At 51.2% G+C, this 17,390-nt stretch carries 13 protein-coding genes, 1 other RNA gene and 1 pseudogene; 4 read left to right on the top strand and 11 right to left on the bottom strand.

The features are described 5' to 3' along the window. Positions 1–84: 84 nt before the first annotated feature. The 4 genes from BN3795_RS09800 to BN3795_RS09785 form a co-directional block, all read right to left on the bottom strand. Positions 85–1,824: a DUF262 domain-containing protein gene (locus tag BN3795_RS09800; RefSeq protein ID WP_068784516.1), complete on the bottom strand. Its 1,740-nt coding sequence runs from the start codon at positions 1,822–1,824 to the stop codon at positions 85–87. A 245-nt stretch (positions 1,825–2,069) separates the two neighbouring features. Further along, positions 2,070–2,433, bottom strand: a transfer-messenger RNA (tmRNA) gene (ssrA, locus tag BN3795_RS09795). A gap of 177 nt (positions 2,434–2,610) precedes the next feature. Continuing rightward, positions 2,611–3,090 (bottom strand): SsrA-binding protein SmpB, encoded by a 480-nt coding sequence (smpB, locus tag BN3795_RS09790; RefSeq protein ID WP_068784515.1) that lies wholly within the window; start codon positions 3,088–3,090, stop codon positions 2,611–2,613. A 163-nt stretch (positions 3,091–3,253) separates the two neighbouring features. Then, positions 3,254–4,447, bottom strand: coding sequence for an MFS transporter (locus tag BN3795_RS09785; RefSeq protein WP_232729897.1), 1,194 nt, complete (start codon positions 4,445–4,447; stop codon positions 3,254–3,256). A gap of 282 nt (positions 4,448–4,729) precedes the next feature. Here BN3795_RS09785 and BN3795_RS09780 point away from each other — a divergent pair, with 282 nt between their 5' ends. The 4 genes and pseudogenes from BN3795_RS09780 to BN3795_RS09765 all read left to right on the top strand — a co-directional run bounded on the left by BN3795_RS09780 (position 4,730) and on the right by BN3795_RS09765 (position 7,741). Further along, positions 4,730–5,386, top strand: coding sequence for a FadR/GntR family transcriptional regulator (locus BN3795_RS09780; RefSeq protein WP_269800215.1), 657 nt, complete (start codon positions 4,730–4,732; stop codon positions 5,384–5,386). A 35-nt stretch (positions 5,387–5,421) separates the two neighbouring features. Continuing rightward, positions 5,422–6,435 (top strand): annotated as a pseudogene (locus tag BN3795_RS09775) (uracil-xanthine permease family protein); the annotation flags it as partial. A 25-nt stretch (positions 6,436–6,460) separates the two neighbouring features. Further along, positions 6,461–7,036: a solute carrier family 23 protein gene (locus BN3795_RS09770; protein ID WP_232729896.1), complete on the top strand. Its 576-nt coding sequence runs from the start codon at positions 6,461–6,463 to the stop codon at positions 7,034–7,036. A gap of 48 nt (positions 7,037–7,084) precedes the next feature. After that, positions 7,085–7,741: an isochorismatase family protein gene (locus tag BN3795_RS09765; RefSeq protein ID WP_068784513.1), complete on the top strand. Its 657-nt coding sequence runs from the start codon at positions 7,085–7,087 to the stop codon at positions 7,739–7,741. Positions 7,742–7,790: 49 nt separating this feature from the next. On the opposite strand, the gene BN3795_RS09760 is transcribed toward BN3795_RS09765, so the two are convergent. The 7 genes from BN3795_RS09760 to BN3795_RS25845 all read right to left on the bottom strand — a co-directional run. Then, complete coding sequence (locus tag BN3795_RS09760; RefSeq protein WP_068784512.1) at positions 7,791–9,551, bottom strand: glycoside hydrolase family 2 protein; 1,761 nt, start codon at positions 9,549–9,551, stop codon at positions 7,791–7,793. 22 nt (positions 9,552–9,573) lie between these two features. Then, positions 9,574–11,928: a family 43 glycosylhydrolase gene (locus BN3795_RS09755; RefSeq protein ID WP_068784511.1), complete on the bottom strand. Its 2,355-nt coding sequence runs from the start codon at positions 11,926–11,928 to the stop codon at positions 9,574–9,576. Between the two features lie 129 nt (positions 11,929–12,057). Then, entirely contained in the window at positions 12,058–12,897 is an 840-nt protein-coding gene (locus BN3795_RS09750) for a carbohydrate ABC transporter permease (protein ID WP_068784510.1), read from the bottom strand. A gap of 39 nt (positions 12,898–12,936) precedes the next feature. Continuing rightward, complete coding sequence (locus tag BN3795_RS09745; protein ID WP_068784509.1) at positions 12,937–13,830, bottom strand: carbohydrate ABC transporter permease; 894 nt, start codon at positions 13,828–13,830, stop codon at positions 12,937–12,939. A 97-nt stretch (positions 13,831–13,927) separates the two neighbouring features. Next, positions 13,928–15,319, bottom strand: coding sequence for an ABC transporter substrate-binding protein (locus BN3795_RS09740; protein ID WP_232729895.1), 1,392 nt, complete (start codon positions 15,317–15,319; stop codon positions 13,928–13,930). A gap of 141 nt (positions 15,320–15,460) precedes the next feature. Then, complete coding sequence (locus BN3795_RS09735) at positions 15,461–16,531, bottom strand: GntR family transcriptional regulator (RefSeq protein ID WP_068784507.1); 1,071 nt, start codon at positions 16,529–16,531, stop codon at positions 15,461–15,463. Positions 16,532–17,178: 647 nt separating this feature from the next. Further along, a partial coding sequence (locus BN3795_RS25845) for a hypothetical protein (RefSeq protein ID WP_232729894.1) occupies positions 17,179–17,390 on the bottom strand: 212 nt, incomplete at its 5' end.

Here is a 17,390-nt window from a genome sequence, read left to right as displayed (position 1 = left end):
TAATAAGCAGGATAGAAGCGAACCGCGGAAGTTCAAATCCACAATTCTTCGTCTAACTAAGTATTTCGTTCAGGCGAGGTGTCATTATATTTTCCATATATGGTTATAAGCTAACTTTGCTAATTCCTTTCCTCTTGACTCGATGTCAGCTATTGTCCATTTTGACTTCCCTGTATTAACTGACACGAATGCCTTAACACTTTTTAAGTTAGACTTATTATATTCAACTAATTTTTTTTCAAATGCCATATCGCCTATTGATGAATTCAGTTTTTTATCAAGGGGAAGGAGATTACCTATTAATCCAACTTCATCTATCCCATCTGACTCATTCATAATATGTTCTATTGATATTATATTTGTTGTTAGCTCCTCCGTGCTATAAAAATCATCCTCAAACTTCTTTAGAATATATTGAATGATCTTCTTATCAGTTGTATATGTTTTAGTATAGTAAAGTTTCAAAAAGCCTGATTGGAATTCATTGTATGCGGGTATATTTGACTTGAAATAGTTGACTATCTCAGAAATAATTGTAGTAACTTCGTTTTTATTTTTCGCATTATTTAATTGTCTTGCAAATGTTGAGTACTTGCTCTCTATATTAGAAGCTCTCGAAGATACAATTGCTGTGTAAATAAAATGAAATTTCTCAATTGCAATAATAACCCTTTTTAAATCACTTTGTTTGATTTTTTTATGTTCTTTCAAATCTAATAGAACTAAGAGCAATGGCCTAGGTTGGGTTACACCAAAGATTTTCAATGCAGAAAATACTTCGAAGATATATTTATCCTCCATCTGCTTCCAATCAGTAGTGGATGGACTAGCTATTCTTATGTAATTCTTTGCTGCATCCTTTAATTCTTCAAGAAAAACCTTATAGTTCTCCTCATCTGGAATAACACGTTTCTTAAAGTCATCATATAATCCCGCATCCCGAACAAATGAATACTTTGCCAACCAAAAATGTCTGTAAAACTGAGACATATTAATTTTATCTTCTCTACTTACTAGCAAGTTTCTAGTTTCCGTCCAAGATTCCTTCGGAAAGTCACCAGCAGCAGTAGTCTTAATCTTCTTAAATATTTGATTTTTTATTAAATCAATTGCTTCAAGATCTTTTCCTTTTGCGTTTAAAGTTTCAAAAATCAAATACGCATCATCTTCGTCTTTTACAGTAATGTAAATAGTGATAAACGCTAAAACCTGATTCCGAATGGCTTTCAAAACATCGATATAATCCTGGTCTTTTAACCCAAGCTTAAATCTTCTGTTTAAATCTTTTAATAGGTTCTGTTCTTCTAACTTCTCGATAAAGAAGTCGTATGCGAATAACAGGGCCTTTTCTTCATCAGTTCGAGGCACTTGTTTAACATCTTTTTTTGATTGTTGAATTCTAAATTGAAGAAATGGCTTAGGATTTTCATTTAAGAGAATTAAGAAGGGTTCATTGTCATCATTAACCGTCTCAATATAATTTTGTGCTCCTTTAGCCAATGAGTCTTGTCCCAATTGGTTAAATGTTTCGACTAAAGCTGCAAAGAAAATAGTGATAGTCGTTAATCTTTGTTGTCCGTCTACTACATAAAAATCCGAGTCTTTTGAATCGTCACCGACTAAAACAACGGAACCAATAAAGTACTCAGACTCTACTAGTTTTTTTTCATAATCATTAACTATAAGATTTGACAGAATATCAGTCCAAAGAACAGTCAGTTCATCTTCTCCCCAAGAGTACTCTCTCTGGAATCTGGGAATCACATATCTTCTCTTTAGACTCAAAATATCTTTTATCGATCGAGTATACGCTGAGAGTTCCATCACTACACCTCGTTCAAGTTAATTGTAATTCGACAAATAGTTAGTTCTTCCACATAGTTAAATTCGACAAATAAACACAATTCCCTATTATCCCCTCCAAAGTATACAAATATTTATCTTCTTACAGTAAGCCCATAGGGGTCATACAACTTTAACTTCATCTCCAAATAATTAGCTATTAACAGCATTGTTTTTCAAACAAATTTATAGCAAAAATCCACAACCTCAATCGGTTGTGGATTTTCATATGGAGGCGAGGGGAGTCGAACCCCTGTCCGAAGGCAACGCCACATAGGCTTCTACGGGTGTAGTGACAGATTTGATGTCACCCTAGAGACTCCCTGTCACCGGATTCCCTTCGGGTCAGCCTGATTATCTTCTTCCGCCAGCCCCAGGCGGAGACCAGACGGCGTATCCCACTAAAGTTGGGCCCTATTCCCGGCACATGGGCGATGCAGGGATAGAGCTAGCTCACAGGTTATTAAGCTGCGAAAGCTAAGTTGTTGTTTTGTTTGCCGTTTAATTGGCTTTAGCGTTGATGAAGTGGACGCGTCCCCACTACCCGCTACCCATGCTCGATCTACCCCCGTCGAATCCATAAACGCCCCCGAATTAAAAAGGGTGCTGGATCAAGGTGCAGCCTGCAAGGGCCTGCTGTTGTTCGCATCACAATTCCTTCTCCATAATAAGGATCGTGATCATCTCTTACATTACTTAGTATACCATGTTTGCGTCGCATCATGTTTATGGACTTGATGGAAACGCTGGGAACGAATTCGCCCCACGTTATCTTGCGACCTTCTGCTTCTCACGCAGCGCCCGTTGAATATCTCGCTGAGCATCACGCTTCGCAGCCGTGTCGCGCTTGTCGTATTGCTTCTTCCCTTTGCCCAGGCCCAGCAGCAGCTTCGCATATCCGTTGCGGATGTAAATCTTGAGCGGTACGATCGAATACCCCTCTTGCTTGGATAAGCCCAACAGCTTGTTAATCTGCGTCTTATGCATCAGCAGCTTCCGCGTCCGCGTCGGGTCGAGCGGATTGAACCGGTTCCCCTGCTCGAACGGGCTGATATGCATGTTGTGAATATGGATCTCGCCGTTCCGGATCGTTGCGAACGCATCCCCGATATTCACCCGGGCGTTCCGAATCGACTTGATCTCCGTACCGGTCAGCACCATGCCCGCTTCGTAGGTATCTTCGATGAAATAGTCATGGGAAGCTTTTTTGTTCTGGGCCAGCACTTTACCGTCACTTTTCTTGCCCATGCTTATCCTCCTCAAAGTTTTGTGGGCATCGCTTCCTGGACAAGCTTCGAACAAAACTCGCATCGGAAGCATAAGCTTGAAGCCCCAAAGGGCAGTTTACCAGACATTTATTGTACCAACTCCGGCGGTCAAAAGCAAGGTGAGGCCCCGAGGAGCCGCGCATCTAGTTTCTTCTATACCGGATAAAAATCGAACACAACAAAGCGAACGACAGGATGCCGGCAAACACCTGAAAAGGCAAAGCATTTCGTCCGGTTTCCAGCAAATAAGCCGTAAGGATCGGACCTACGCTCGCACCGGCAAACAGGACGAAAGTATATAGAGAGGTCGCAACCCCCCGGTTCCCGCTCCCAATCTCTCCGATCAGAGAGATCAAGGAGGGGACGACCACGGCGATGCCGGCGACGAACAACACACTCATGACGAGGTAGACCCCTAATTCCTGGACAAAGGACATCAGCAGAAGCGCCGCAAGCGAGAGGATAAGTCCGGTACGCAGCACCGGCAGCAGCCCCCATTTGCGGCAGATGCGGCCGGCAAATAAGGAGAGAACCATGCCGAGCATCCCCAGCGAACGCACGCCCAGAATCTCCATTTCGCCAAGGGAGTAAGGAGGGTTGCCAAGAAAAGACCCCAGCGCACTGTACATCCCCACAAAACAGAGCAGGATCGTCAGCGTAATGCCGTAGCAGAACCAAAGACTTGGATTCGCCAATACGGCAGCTCCCCTGCGTCCTTTCCCCGAACGGCCTTCCCGCGCCTGCCCTGCCGGAACCGGCGGCAGCCAAACGATCAACAACAATAAGGTCAGAAGATACGCCAACGCCAGCAATCTGAATACCCAAGGCCAACCGAGAAATGCGGCAAGCGAGCTCGCCCATACTTGTCCGAAGATCCCGGCCATTAAGAAGCCCGAGCTCACAAAGCCGATAGCCGTCACTCTTTGATCCGGAGGGAAGATTTCCCCGGCGTAGGTTAACGCCACGGGCGAGAAAGTTGCCGCCGCCGCGCCTTGCAAGCACCTTAACAGGATCAATGCCCCAAAACTCGCCGCGTAGCCGAGACACGCAGTGGAGACAACCAGGACAGCCAGCCCCGCTACGATCATCCGTTTTCGACCCAGCCGGTTCGATAAAGGACCGTAAACCAGACAACCCGCCGCGAAAAATAAAGAAAAGGCGCTGCCGGCCAAAGCCGATTCGCTTGTACTGACACTAAATACCCGGGCAAATTCCGGAAGAAGCGGCACCGTGACATATAACGAAGACAAGATCAGCAGAGCGGCCCCAAATAACAGCGACCGGATCAATGCATAATTGTGGTGTACCCACGGAGGACGATCCATTTTTGTTTTCATAAGAGCTCCTGTTTGCCAATGATTTTTGAATAAAGAGTAGATCATCAGATGTTTGATGTAGTTAAGAATACGCCCGTTTCAAGCTTGATGTCAAGGAATCTGTGTAAGGTATTCTAACACACTCTCAAAAAAACCTCTTGTTTTTCTGCAACCACCCCCCTATAATGTGAAACATAAAATGAAAAGTGCAGTAAGTTTTCAACAAATGTAATATAACCTTACGCAAAAGGAGGCGTTATTATCGCAGCTCAAACGGAATTCAAAGCCATCCCCCGACGAAAGTTGGTCGATGAGGTACTGGATCAGATGCAATCGCTCATCCGGTCCGGCCATTATAAAAGCGGGGATAAGTTGCCGCCGGAGCCCGAATTGATGAAACTGCTCGCAGTGGGAAGATCGACGGTCCGAGAAGCGGTCAAGGTATTGACGCATGCCGGCTTGCTGGAGGTACGCCAAGGAGACGGGACTTACATTCGATCCGCTTCATCCGGTTTTGGCGGGGTAAGCCAAACCCTCCTCACGAAGAACGATGCCCAGATTCTCGAAGCCCGCGGAATTCTCGAAATCGAGTTGACGGGACTGGCCGCTTCAAGAAGAACGGATGCCGATCTTGAAATCATGCGCTCCTACCTGAATCAAAGAAACGAAGCCTTGGAGAAAGGCCGCTACGCCGAATATGTCGAAGCGGACATTGCCTTTCACATCGCCGTTGCCCAGGCCGGCCAAAACGAAGTTCTGTTGGAAATGTACAAAGTGGTAGCCGAGAGTTTGAAGGGAATGTTAAGCCAATTGATCCTGGACACCCGGCAGTACGAAGACAACACGGCCTATCACGAAGCGATCTATGCCGCCATTGCGGCCGGAAACAGCCAAGAGGCAAGACAACACGCCATCCAAAATCTCGACGCGGTCCACCGGGCCCAGCTCATCATTTCCTAAACATCAGATGATCTCTTCTTTAAAGCAAACCTCTGATGATAGGTCGAATCACTCAGAATCAGGAATTTAGGGGGGAACGAGTCATGAATCATGAGCACGCAGACAACGAAACTTTGCAAGTTGGCATCGAAGACAAGCTTTCCATCGGGGCAAACCTGACCTACGGGTTCCAGCATTTATTAGCGTTAACGGGCATCTTCCTCTTCCCGGTCTTAATCGGCCAAGCCTTGGGGCTGGAGTTCAAAACGATAGGCTACTTGATTCAAGCTTGTTTCTTAACAACGGGACTCGTGACAATACTGCAGTCGGGAAAAATGTTGAAGTTGCCCGTCGTTCAAGGGCCGACAGCCGCGTTTTTCGTGGCCGTGCTGTCCGCGAGCGCAAGCGTCGGATTAGGGACGGCTTTTGGATCGATGGCGGTGGCGGGGGTCATTTTTATGCTTCTGTCCATTCCGATCCGCAAATTCGGCTTAATCGGCCATATCAATAAATTCATCGCCCCGCCGATCGTCTATGGCACCTTGTTAATCATCATTGGTGCCCAACTTGCGGATATCGGACTGAAGAATTGGTTCGGCAGCGCCAATATCGGCATCAACTTTGCCGCTTCCCTCGTCACGGTCGGGTGCGTGCTCGCCTACATGATCTTTGGGGGCAATACGATCCTGCGCCGGGGCGCCTTGCTCTGGGGGATTATTGTCGGAACCGTGTTTTTCTCGGTATTCGGCACCGTTGATTTCTCGGTCGTAGCCACAGCCGGCTGGTTCCGATTGCCGGAAATCTTCCCGTTTGGCTTCGGGATCTCCATCCCCGTCGTCATCCTCATGCTCCTGGCCTTCCTGCAAGCTTCCGCGGAAGCCGTCGGCATGTATACCCTGTTGACCAAATGGGGCAAGCAAGACCTCGACAGCACCCGAGTCAATCGCGGCTTGTTCGGCGAATTTCTCGGATGCACCCTGGGCGCGATCTTCGGCGGGTTGGGCACAACCTCGTACCCCGAGAACATCGGCATCGTCCGCGTCTCCGGCATCGGCAGCCGTTACGTCACCATGACCGCCGGNGGAAGCCGTCGGCATGTATACCCTGTTGACCAAATGGGGCAAGCAAGACCTCGACAGCACCCGAGTCAATCGCGGCTTGTTCGGCGAATTTCTCGGATGCACCCTGGGCGCGATCTTCGGCGGGTTGGGCACAACCTCGTACCCCGAGAACATCGGCATCGTCCGCGTCTCCGGCATCGGCAGCCGTTACGTCACCATGACCGCCGGCATCATGGCCGTCATTCTGGGCCTGGTTCCCAAGGTCGGCTTGTTCATCGCATCCCTTCCCGGCGCTGTTTTATCCGCAGCCTCCACGATTTTGTTCGGCATCATTGCCATCAGCGGGATTCAAATGGTCAGCAAGGTCAAGTGGGATGAACTGAATCTTGCCGTCGCCGGTTCCTCCTTTATCATTTCGCTTGGCACAATGTATCTGCCCGCCGAACTCACATCCGGGTTGCCGCTGGCGATTCAGAGCATCGTCACCCAGCCGATGCTGGTAGGGGTCGTCATGCTGATCCTTCTAAACACAGTCGTCAACGTATGGATTCGCCCGTCGCTCGAACGGCGGAACCTGGCGCAGGACAAGATGCCAACAGAGGCCGCTTAAGGCCCTATCCTATTACCCGATCACCCGACAGAAGGAGCGTGCTGAACCATGAGTATGAAACGCAAAGTGAAATGGGACATCGATCCCGCGAGAACCGCCGTCATTGTAGTCGATATGCAGAACGTATTTTGCAAAAAAGACGAAGCCCTGTATGTCCCCCGCACCGAAGGGATCATCGATCCTATCCGGCAGCTTACCGCGACGGCCAGAACGGCGGGAATGCCCGTGATCTATCTGCGCCATATCGTCCGGGGAGACGGCAGCGATACCGGAAGAATGCAGGATATGTATCCGAATGTAAATGAGATCTTAAAACGCGGCACCCCCGGCGTGGAGATCATCGACGAGCTTGCGCCGCTTCCTCAAGATATCATCATCGATAAGCTCTTCTATAGCGGCTTCCATGATACCGATTTGGATACGGCTCTTCGGGTTCGGGACATCAACACGATCATTATCTGCGGTACTGTAACCAACGTTTGTTGCGAGACGACCGTCAGAGACGGTGCGCACCGCGAATATAAAGTGATCTTCCTCAGCGACGCGAACGCCGCTATGGACTATCCGGACATGGGCTGGGGAGAACTTTCCGCCGAAGAGATCCAGCGCGTGACGTTAACCGTCATCGCTTACGAATTCGGTCAAGTTAGCACGACCCGCGAAATTATCGACGAAATCCAGGCGACAACCAAAGCGGTCCGTTGAAAAGACGCACAGCCCCCGGAACCAAAACTCCGGGGGCTGATTTTTTTCGCTATGCCAGATTAATCCGCCGGATCGTCTCCAGCGGCACCTTCGGCTCGCGAGTCTCCGTCAGCAAGCCGTTAACCTCCTGCTGCACGTCGGTAACTTGCGTATAACAATAGCCGCAGACGTAATCGAGCGACTTGATCGCTTGCATGATGCTCTCGAACCGCTCAAGAAACGCCTCTTCGTCGCTTACTTGGTTGCCGTATCCCCAGCCCGACTCCGATTGGAAAGCGATCCCGCCGAACTCCGAGATCAGGATCGGCTGGCCGCGATAGGCGTGCCCGTTCGCCAGGGCATACTTCCAATGGTTAAACGAAATCCGGTTGCCGGTGATCGCTTCCCTGTCCTTGTAGCGCTCCAGGAAGCGGCTGCCCGATTCCTCGTAATCATGCAGGGTTAAGATGTCCGAAACCGTGTGCTCCCACCCGTCATTCGTAATCACCGGACGATAAGGGTCGATCGCTTTGGTCAGGTGATAAATCCCCTCCGTAAACTCCTGTTGCTTGCGGTCGTTCAAAATATTGGCCACGCCCCACGATTCGTTAAAAGGAACCCAGGTGATGATACTCGGATGATTATATTGCTGGCGGACGATCTCGACCCATTCCTTCGTGAACGCCTCGACGGCCCGATCGTTAAATTCGAACGTCGCCGCCATCTCCGACCAGACGAGCAGCCCCTTGACGTCGCACCAGTACAAGAAGCGGGGGTCTTCAATCTTCATGTGCTTGCGCACGCCGTTATACCCCATCGCCATGATCTTATCGATATCCTCGAGAATCGCTTCCTCGGAAGGCGGCGTCAAATGCGAATCCGGCCAATACCCTTGGTCCAGAATCAATCTTTGGTAGATTGGCGTATTGTTCAGCAGCACCTTGCCGTTTTCGATGGAAATCTTCCGCATCCCGAAATAAGAATACACATGGTCAACCACCTGATCGTCCCGGTATAAAATAAATTCCACCTCGTACAGATTCGGACGCTGCGGCGACCACTCGCTGAACTTCCACGGTCCTCCGGCTTCATGCAGCAAGCTGGCATCCACGCGGATCCAAGGACGGTCGATGGCTACACGCAATCGTTTGACAGTTTTCCCTTTCAGGGAGATAACGGTTTCCAGCTCCAGTTGGCCGCCCGTCAAGTCTCCCGCCACCTGATATTCAAAAGCCACCGTCCGTTGATCATAATCGGGCGTGATCTTCACGGCATCCACATGCGCCGAGTCTACGAATTCCAACCATACCGTCTGCCAGATCCCCGTGGTTTGCACGTAGAAGCATTCGAAGCTTTCGCTCTGCCAGCGTTGCTTCCCGCGAGGTTGCGTACAGCTCTCGCTGTCTTCGGCCTTCAGCGTCAGCACATTGTCGCTGCCGAACGTCACGTACGGCGTGATGTCAAAAGAGAACGCGGTGTAGCCGCCTTGATGCTCCCCGACATAAACGCCGTTGACCCACAATTTGGCCCGGTAATCGACGGCCTGAAAGTGGAGGATGGCCCGCCGGCCCGCCGCCTCGGCCGGGAGATTCAGCTTCCTCTCGTACCAGACGTGAGGATGAAAGGTTTCCTCTCCAATCCCGCTCCGTTTGGTTTCGTACGTGAACGGCACCCTGATCTTGCGATCGGCCTGCAGATCCGCGAACCAGTTCTCCCGCTCGCCGAGATTCTCATCGTCAAAGCGGAAATCCCACTCTCCATTCAAATTCATCCATTGCTCCCGCACGAATTGCGGTCGGGGATAATCTTTGATATACATAGCGGTTGTCATGTGACTACTCCTTTTCCTGAATCTATCTCTTTACAGCGCGCACTTGCATCTCCCTGAAGCTGAACGTCGAATCCACGCTTCGAAGGCCAACGCGTCCGTGGAAATAAGGGTCGGGATCCGTGTAATCGATCACCGGCTCGTCTGCCCCGCCCCAATAGACTTGAATGCGGGAACCCGTCGCCGCGACGCGCAGCGAGTACGTCTGCCCAGGCTCCATCGGGGCGCGACCGCTGCTCACCGCGAACGAATCGTAATTCAGCTTCAGCAACTGTAGTTGCCCGTCGGTCAGGCTGATCGCGTAACCCATCGCCGAGTCCCGGACCTGATGCTCGAAGTAGGATTCGTTGGTCGTGCGGATGAACACCTGTCCTTCCCCCGTCAAGCTCTCCGGAATGCCCACTTGCAGCGACAGCTCGTAATCCTCCCAAGCCGGATCTCCAACAAACAAGCGATCATCCGCGATGCCGCTTCCTTGAAACCCGCCGTCGATCGCTGCGAAGGCGCCGTAAATATCTTCGGCTGCCACCGCATCCAACAGATTCGCAGTCCCTGCTCTCGGCACGTCCGCCGACGCATAGAGATCCAACGTTCGGAAGGTCGCTTGACCCTTGCGCAGTTTGATTTTCAATGTATGGTAGCCTTCCGGAAGCTTCATGGCTCCCAGCTTGACCGTTTTCCAGTCCGGGTCGGGATCAGGCGCAATCTTGAAGGATTGCTTCTCGTTCCCGCTGCTCACCTCCACCGTCGCCGCTTCCTTCGAGGTCAAGAGGCGCATTGCCAAGCCGTAGGTTCCGGCCTCGGCCACGTTAACCTTATACGACAGCCAATCCCCTTCCTGCTCGAGCTTCACGAAGTAACTGCGATCTTCCGCCATGCCGATGGAAACCCCATCCGACTTGCGGAACTCCCCTGCAGCGCGGTCGACCGCCTTCACCTTGAAGCCGCGCCCGGCCTCCTTTAAATAATGAACCGCCTCCACAGTGCCCGGTACCGGTTTGTAGACTTCAAAATCACTGCTCCCGTTCACATCGTTGGAAAACGCCGTGTAGGAATACGAAGGTTCGGCCCGGAACGCCCCGTACCCGATCTGGCCCGCAACGGACATTTGCATTGGCAAATTAAACTTCAGCATTTGATCAAAATAAACGCGAACCGTACTTCCGTCATTTTCCACACGAATCGTATGAAGCTTCGTAAAATCGAAATCCTCCGGCAACCGAAGGGTAGCGGGCTGCTCCACCTGACCTTCGCGAACCTGCATCACCGACAACTCGCCCGTCGCCGGCGTCAAGCGCGCGGACCCGTAATTTTTCGAATCGGTATAAGAAAAAATCGCCTCCACATAAGCCTGCTCGTCCTCAACCGGTTGTTTGAAGCTCAAGTTGTACTCGGCGGTAAATCCGGCGCTCGTTGCAGCCTTGCTTAACCATCTCTGGGTGCCGTCCGGCAGCGTCTCCACGTCCCCATCTGTCAGAGACTCCGGCTGATCCAACCGGCTTTGGAAATCCGCCTGTTTCGGAACCGGCTGAGCGGTATTCGTCGGCCCCAGCACTTCCATCCGGTCGCCGTTGAACACGATGCGGTCGATATTCATCTGCCGCACCGGCGGGCCTTCCGCAGAACGGCCAACCAGATTGTGATACACCATATAATAGGAATCCAGATCCGGCCCGACGAAGCTCGAGCTGTGACCCAAGCCAACGAACGAGCCGGAGGTGTGAATCACCACCGGGTTGTTGTCCGGCACCTGATAGGCGCTTGTCGGGTCATCGTGGGCAACGGCGTAGTTGATCCGATATCCTTTGCTGAACACATGATTGCCGGTATAGGTCATATAGTAAGTGCCGCTTCGTTTGATGATCGTGGATCCTTCCGTCCACCCGCCCAAATACGCGTTGGTCGTGGATCCGATATCGATCGTATAGGGATCGGTCATCCGATGAATGACAATCCCCTGGTCTCCCGCATGCGTGAAGTACCACTCGCCGTTATCGTCAATAAAAACCGAACCGTCGATGCTAAGCCCCAAATTCTCCGTCTGCACCTCGAACGGCCCCGTCGGACTGTCGCTTCGCAGGACGTAGTGTCCGTTCCCGGCGGGCGAAGTGTACATATAGAAGTACCCGTTCCAATACACCACTTCGGGCGCATAAGCGCCGGTGGTGATCGGGTCCTCGGTCACCAGGCCTTCGGGTTTCCAATGAATCAGGTCCTCCGAACTCCAGCCCTTGATCCCGGCTCGGAAGTCCTTCGTACTGCAGTAGAGATAATACTTTCCGTCGTGGCGAAGAATATAGGGGTCGCCGATTCCGTAATCCTCCCATTCCTCGGGGAGCGTAAAAGGGTTCTGATAGACCGGATCCTGTTCGCTGTACAATTTGACCTTCACCTCTTCATTTGAGCTGCATGAACCAAGAATAAGTGCGATTCCAACAAGGGCCATGCACAGGCCCGCCAGCGTAAATCTCTTCCTTCTCCAGGGATTGTGAGTGCCCATGTCAGCTCCTTATCCTTTCAAACCGCTGATCGCAAGCGACTCGACAAAATACTTCTGGCAGAAGAAGAACACCAGGATGACGGGAACCATCGCGATCACGGAAGCCGACATAATCAACGGATAATCGGAATTGCTGATATACATCGATTGAAGGGAAGCAATCATCACCTGGATGGTCTGCTTCTCCGGCGTATGCAGATAAATTAAGGGGCCGAGGAAATCATTCCAGATGCCCATGAACCCCAGCGCGGCCTGAGCGGCAATGGCCGGTTTGGCGATCGGCAGAGCAATTTGCATGAACGTGCGAATGAATCCGCTCCCGTCCAGCTTCGCGGCTTCGATCAATTCCGTCGGGATCGACCCTTGCATAAATTGACGCAAGAAGAACACCACCACGATGTTGCCGAACAGTCCGGGAACGATTAGCGGCAGCAGCGTGTCTACCCAATTCAACTCAGAGAACCCGATAAATTGCGGAATCATCATGACCGAATACGGAATCATCATCGTGCCGAGCAAGCACATAAAGATCGTTTCTTTGAACGGAAAATCCACCTTGGCAAACGCATACGCCGCCATCGTGGATACGAATAAACCGATCGTCAAGACGAAGAGCACAATCGTCGCGCTGTTCAGAAAACCGTGCAGGATCGGCGCCTCCGCCCACACGCCCTTGTAGTTGGCCAACGTGGCGGGATTCGGAATCCATTTGGGCGGGAGGTCGAACACGTTCTTTTTCTCCTTGAGGGAGGTCGACAGCGACCAGGCCAGCGGAGCCAGCATAATGATGGAACCCACGAACAAGATCAGAACATTGATGCTAAGGGTAATTCGACGTCTCAGCAGCATACACACGCCTCCAATGCTAAAATCTCAGGTAACGCCTGCCTAGTCGTTGTAGATCCACCGTTTGGACAAACGGAATTGGAGCAGCGTTAAGATGAAGATGATGATGCCCAGCACCCAGGCCAACGAGCTGGCGTAACCCATGTTGAAGTATTCGAACGCATGCTGGTAAATGTAGAAGACCACCGTTGCCGCGCTGAATTCGGGGCCCCCGTCTGCGGCCATGACATAAATCTGGCTGAACGCTTGGAACGTGCCGATGACGCCCATCACCACGATATAGAAATGGATGTTGGATAAGAGCGGAAACGTAATTCGCGTGAACTTCTGGAACCCGTTCGCCCCATCCACCTCGGCCGCTTCGTAGTAGCTTCGGGAGATCGATTGCAATCCGGCCAGATAGAGCACCATATTGCCCCCGATCCCGCCCCAGAGTCCCATCAGGATCAAGGACGGCTTGATCCACAGGGGATCGCCAAGCCAGTTCGGTCCGGTGATATGGAACGCACTCCATAACAGTTGATTCAGCAGCCCGTAGTCCTGGTTTAAGATCCATTGCCACAAGAGGGAGACCGCAATGATCGGCGAGATCACCGGGATGTAATAGATCGTTCGAAAGATCGAGATGCCTTTGATCTTCTGGTTCATGAGGATGGCTAGCAGCAATGAGAGAATCATGCCAAGCGGAATGCCGATCAGCATAAATACCGTGTTGAACAGCGACTTCATCACCTTCTCATCCTGGAACAAGTCCACGTAGTTCGCCAGTCCGACGAACTTGGGGGATGAAACCATGTCCCATTCGGTTACGCTTAAGACGGCCGAGGCAATTAACGGAGCAAGGCCGAAGATAAGGAATCCGAGCAGCGGAATCGCAACGAAGCCGTAAGCCCACATGATTTCCTTGCGCCGAAAACCGGGGATTTTATTGGTCATGACCTTCTTCCTTCCCGCGAATAAGAGTTAAGAGAAGAAGGTGAAAGCAGTACACGCCTGACTTCCACCCTCCTTGATGAACGTGATGCCGAACTCCTTACTTGTTCCCTTTGTCGTACAGATCTTGCAGCTTGGGCGCCATCTCTTTCACCCATTCCGCCGCCGTTTGCTTGCCGTTCCACACCTTGCTGGCCTCCTGGTTGAAGGTATCCAGCCATTGCGTGTCCTTCGAGCCGTATTCGACCGGCGGATGTCCGTAATCGATGATGTCCAGGAAGACCTGCTTGTGCTCCGGCGCTTTGCCGTTGGTTAAGTAATCGTTCTTCGCCATATCGATCAGGTTCGGTACGGCCTGGCCCATCTCCATGTTTTGCTTCTGACCCTCAGGGTCCAGGGACAGGAAGGCGGCCAGGTTAAACGCTTCTTGCGGATGCTTGGATTTGCTGGAAAGGGCAAACCCCATCGATCCCAGCCAAGTGGACGTCTTCCCCGTATTTGGACTTGCCGGCCACGGCGCGATATCCCAGCCGAAGGGCAGATCCCAGAAGGCCGGTTGATCCCACGGTCCGAGCGGGAACATGCCGATCTTGCCGGCGACGAACCGCGAATAGCTGTTCATCGCCTTCTCGTCGTCCGCGGAAGGGCTGACATGATGCTTGAGATTCAAGTCGGCGATAAACTGCATCGCTTCGGCAAACTCCGGCGTATCCACGGTGATTTTGCCTGTCGCATAATCAATGTATTGTCCGCCGTTGCCCCATACCGCCGCTTCCAGCGGGAAGCCGGCCCCGCCGAAAATATCGACCTTGCCGTCGCCGTTCGTATCTTTCGTAACCGCCTGGGCGGCCTTCAGGTAATCGTCCCACGTCCATCCGCCCGGTTCGGCAGACGGATACTCCGCCCCGGCTTCATCAAAGAGATCCTTGTTGTAGGCCATCGCCCATGGGCCAACGTCCTTGGGAAGTCCGTACAAATCCCCCGTTCCAAGCGACTTCCCGTCATACCGGTAACGGTCCAGCGCTTGTTTCCAGACATTGTCCTGATCGAATAATTCCGTGTTGTCGAGGTAGCTCTGAATGTTGAGAATCGTGCCGGCCTCCGCATATTTGTAGAACGCCGGTCCGGACAGATAGAAGATATCCGGCGCTTTGCCCGACGCGACCAGCGTCGTGAGCTTCTGGTTATATTCCGCCGGCGGGACGCTGGTGTAGTTCACTTTTACATTCGGGTATTTGTCTTCAAAAGATTGGATCAATGCCGCAAAAATCTTCTTCTCGTTGGGATCCCCGTGACCCATAAAGGAAATCTCCACCTTCTCGTCCGAGGTGGCTGGCTGCCCGTTCGAAGCGCCTTGATTCGCGTTGCCCGGTTCCTTCGAGGCATTGGCCGAGTTGGCATTGGTGCCGGAGCCGCATCCTGTAAGCGCTACCAACATAGACATAACTAAACACACCGCGATGATTGCCAAGCGATTGGTTTTCACGTGCATAACCTCCCTATGGAATTGGCCTTAACGGCGATTCGCGATTACGGTATGATGCGGGTCAACGTGTGTTTGTAACCGCTTTACATTTGCATTTTAGTCGATCAATTTCAAGATTAGTATACTTTATTTAGTATATAATATACTTTATAACATTAATTCTACGGGAACCGTGACTCTTCGCGGATTCGATTGCCCTTCCAGCTGCTCCAGCAAACATTCCACGGTCTGCTTGCACATCGTTTCGATATCCTGTTGCACGAAATGAAGGCCGGGTCTCCCCGGTTCGTCGAACCCGATCAGCGCAAATTCCTCCGGCACCTGCTTGTTCAAGCGGAGCAGCGCCTTATAGACATAGCTTGTGAGCTGTGCGTTCATGACGAAGGCCGCCGTAATCTCGGGGTGCGAGCGGAAGAATGCATGGATCATCTCTTCGCCGTCGCCGTTGTGGATATCATTGATGTTCAGGATGCACCATTGGTGTTTGTTAATCGGCAGTTGATTCTGATAGAACGCCCGTTCAAAGCCGGCTGCGCGGTCCTCGGTTACGGTATTCGTGATCACGGGAGAAATCAAGGCGATTTCCCGGTGCCCCTGATCCAGCAAATAGCTGACCGCGTCGAAGGTTCCCTTCTCGTTATCCGCGCTCACGCTGTACGTCCGAATGTCCTTCAAATAACGGTCAATCAGAACCAACGGGAACTTATCGATCGACAGGCGCAAAATATCCTCGTTATAATTCTCCTCCTCGGTCGGGAAGATCACCATGCCCTTCACGCCGTTGCGATGGAACGCTTCGATCGCTTCGCTTTCATTTCGCTGCGATTCCCGGGAGATGCTGAGCATAAGTTGATAGCCGGAGGCCGCGGCAAACCGTTCGATATTGTCCACGATCCGTTGTTCCACTTTGGTCTGCAGCGTGGGAATGATCAAGCCGATCGTGCCCTTGCGGGAAGCATCCGTGCGCTTCGCGGCCCCGGACGCGTTCAAATAGCTCCACACCTCGTGATTAACGAAGGTGCCCTTGCCTTGATGCCGCGTCAGGATGCCTTCATCCGCCAGGCCGATCAAGGCATTTTTACTCGTGATTTGGCTGACATGATACTCCTCGGCCAGCTCCTTCTCCGACGGGATCCGGTCTCCCGGCCGGAGTTCCCCGGATTGAATACGTTCGATGATATCGTCCTGAATCTGTTTATATAAGGGCAGGTTTTTCAAATCAGGCCACTCCCATCTTCACCCGTTCTAAATTATATACTTAGTATATTATTTATTTTCTTTTTGTCTATGTCGAAGACGTGACGCCGCGGGATGAAACCTCTCGTTAAATTCACCCGCTAACCCCCCTGCGGATCGCGCAGGTACGCGACATTAACGAGGCTAACGAGGCGCTGCGCCCTGGAGACGATGATATATATATCGATTGTTCAGGAAACAAGCTTGCTGCCCTAGCGAACCTAGAGTGGATGGATAAATGGCGGCACTCGCCCAGCATGAACGGAGCCTGCGTGACGCGGATCCTCGAAATAAGTGCGTAGATGCAGTTATTTTCTCGCATTCTGATCTCAACGGCTAATTAGTTGCGTAGATGCAGTTATTTTCTCGCAATCTGATCTCAACGGCTAATTAGTTGCGTAGATGCAGTTATTTTCTCGCATTCTGATCTCAATGGCTAATTAGTTGCGTATATACAGTTAATTTCTCGCATTCTGATCTCAATGGCTAATTAGTTGCGCATATACAGTTATTTTCTCGCAATCTGATCCCAACGACTAAATAGTTGCGCATATACAGTTATTTTCTCGCAATCTGATCTCAACGGCTAATTAGTTGCGTAGATGCAGTTATTTTCTCGCATTCTGATCTCAACGGCCAATTAGTTGCGTAGATGCAGTTATTTTCTCGCATTCTGATCTCAACGGCCAATTAGTTGCGTAGATGCAGTTATTTTCTGCAATTTTGAGGAAATCAGCCTTTTTCTTGAGAAATAACTGCGTTCTTGCCACTATTTCCGGAAAAACCCGCGAATTGGTGAAAATAGCTGCACGCCTGCACTTATTCCCACTCCCCCGGCGGG

This window comes from Paenibacillus phocaeensis, assembly GCF_900021165.1.
Lineage (GTDB): Bacteria > Bacillota > Bacilli > Paenibacillales > Paenibacillaceae > Fontibacillus > Fontibacillus phocaensis.
This window is presented reverse-complemented; position numbering and strand designations above follow the sequence as displayed.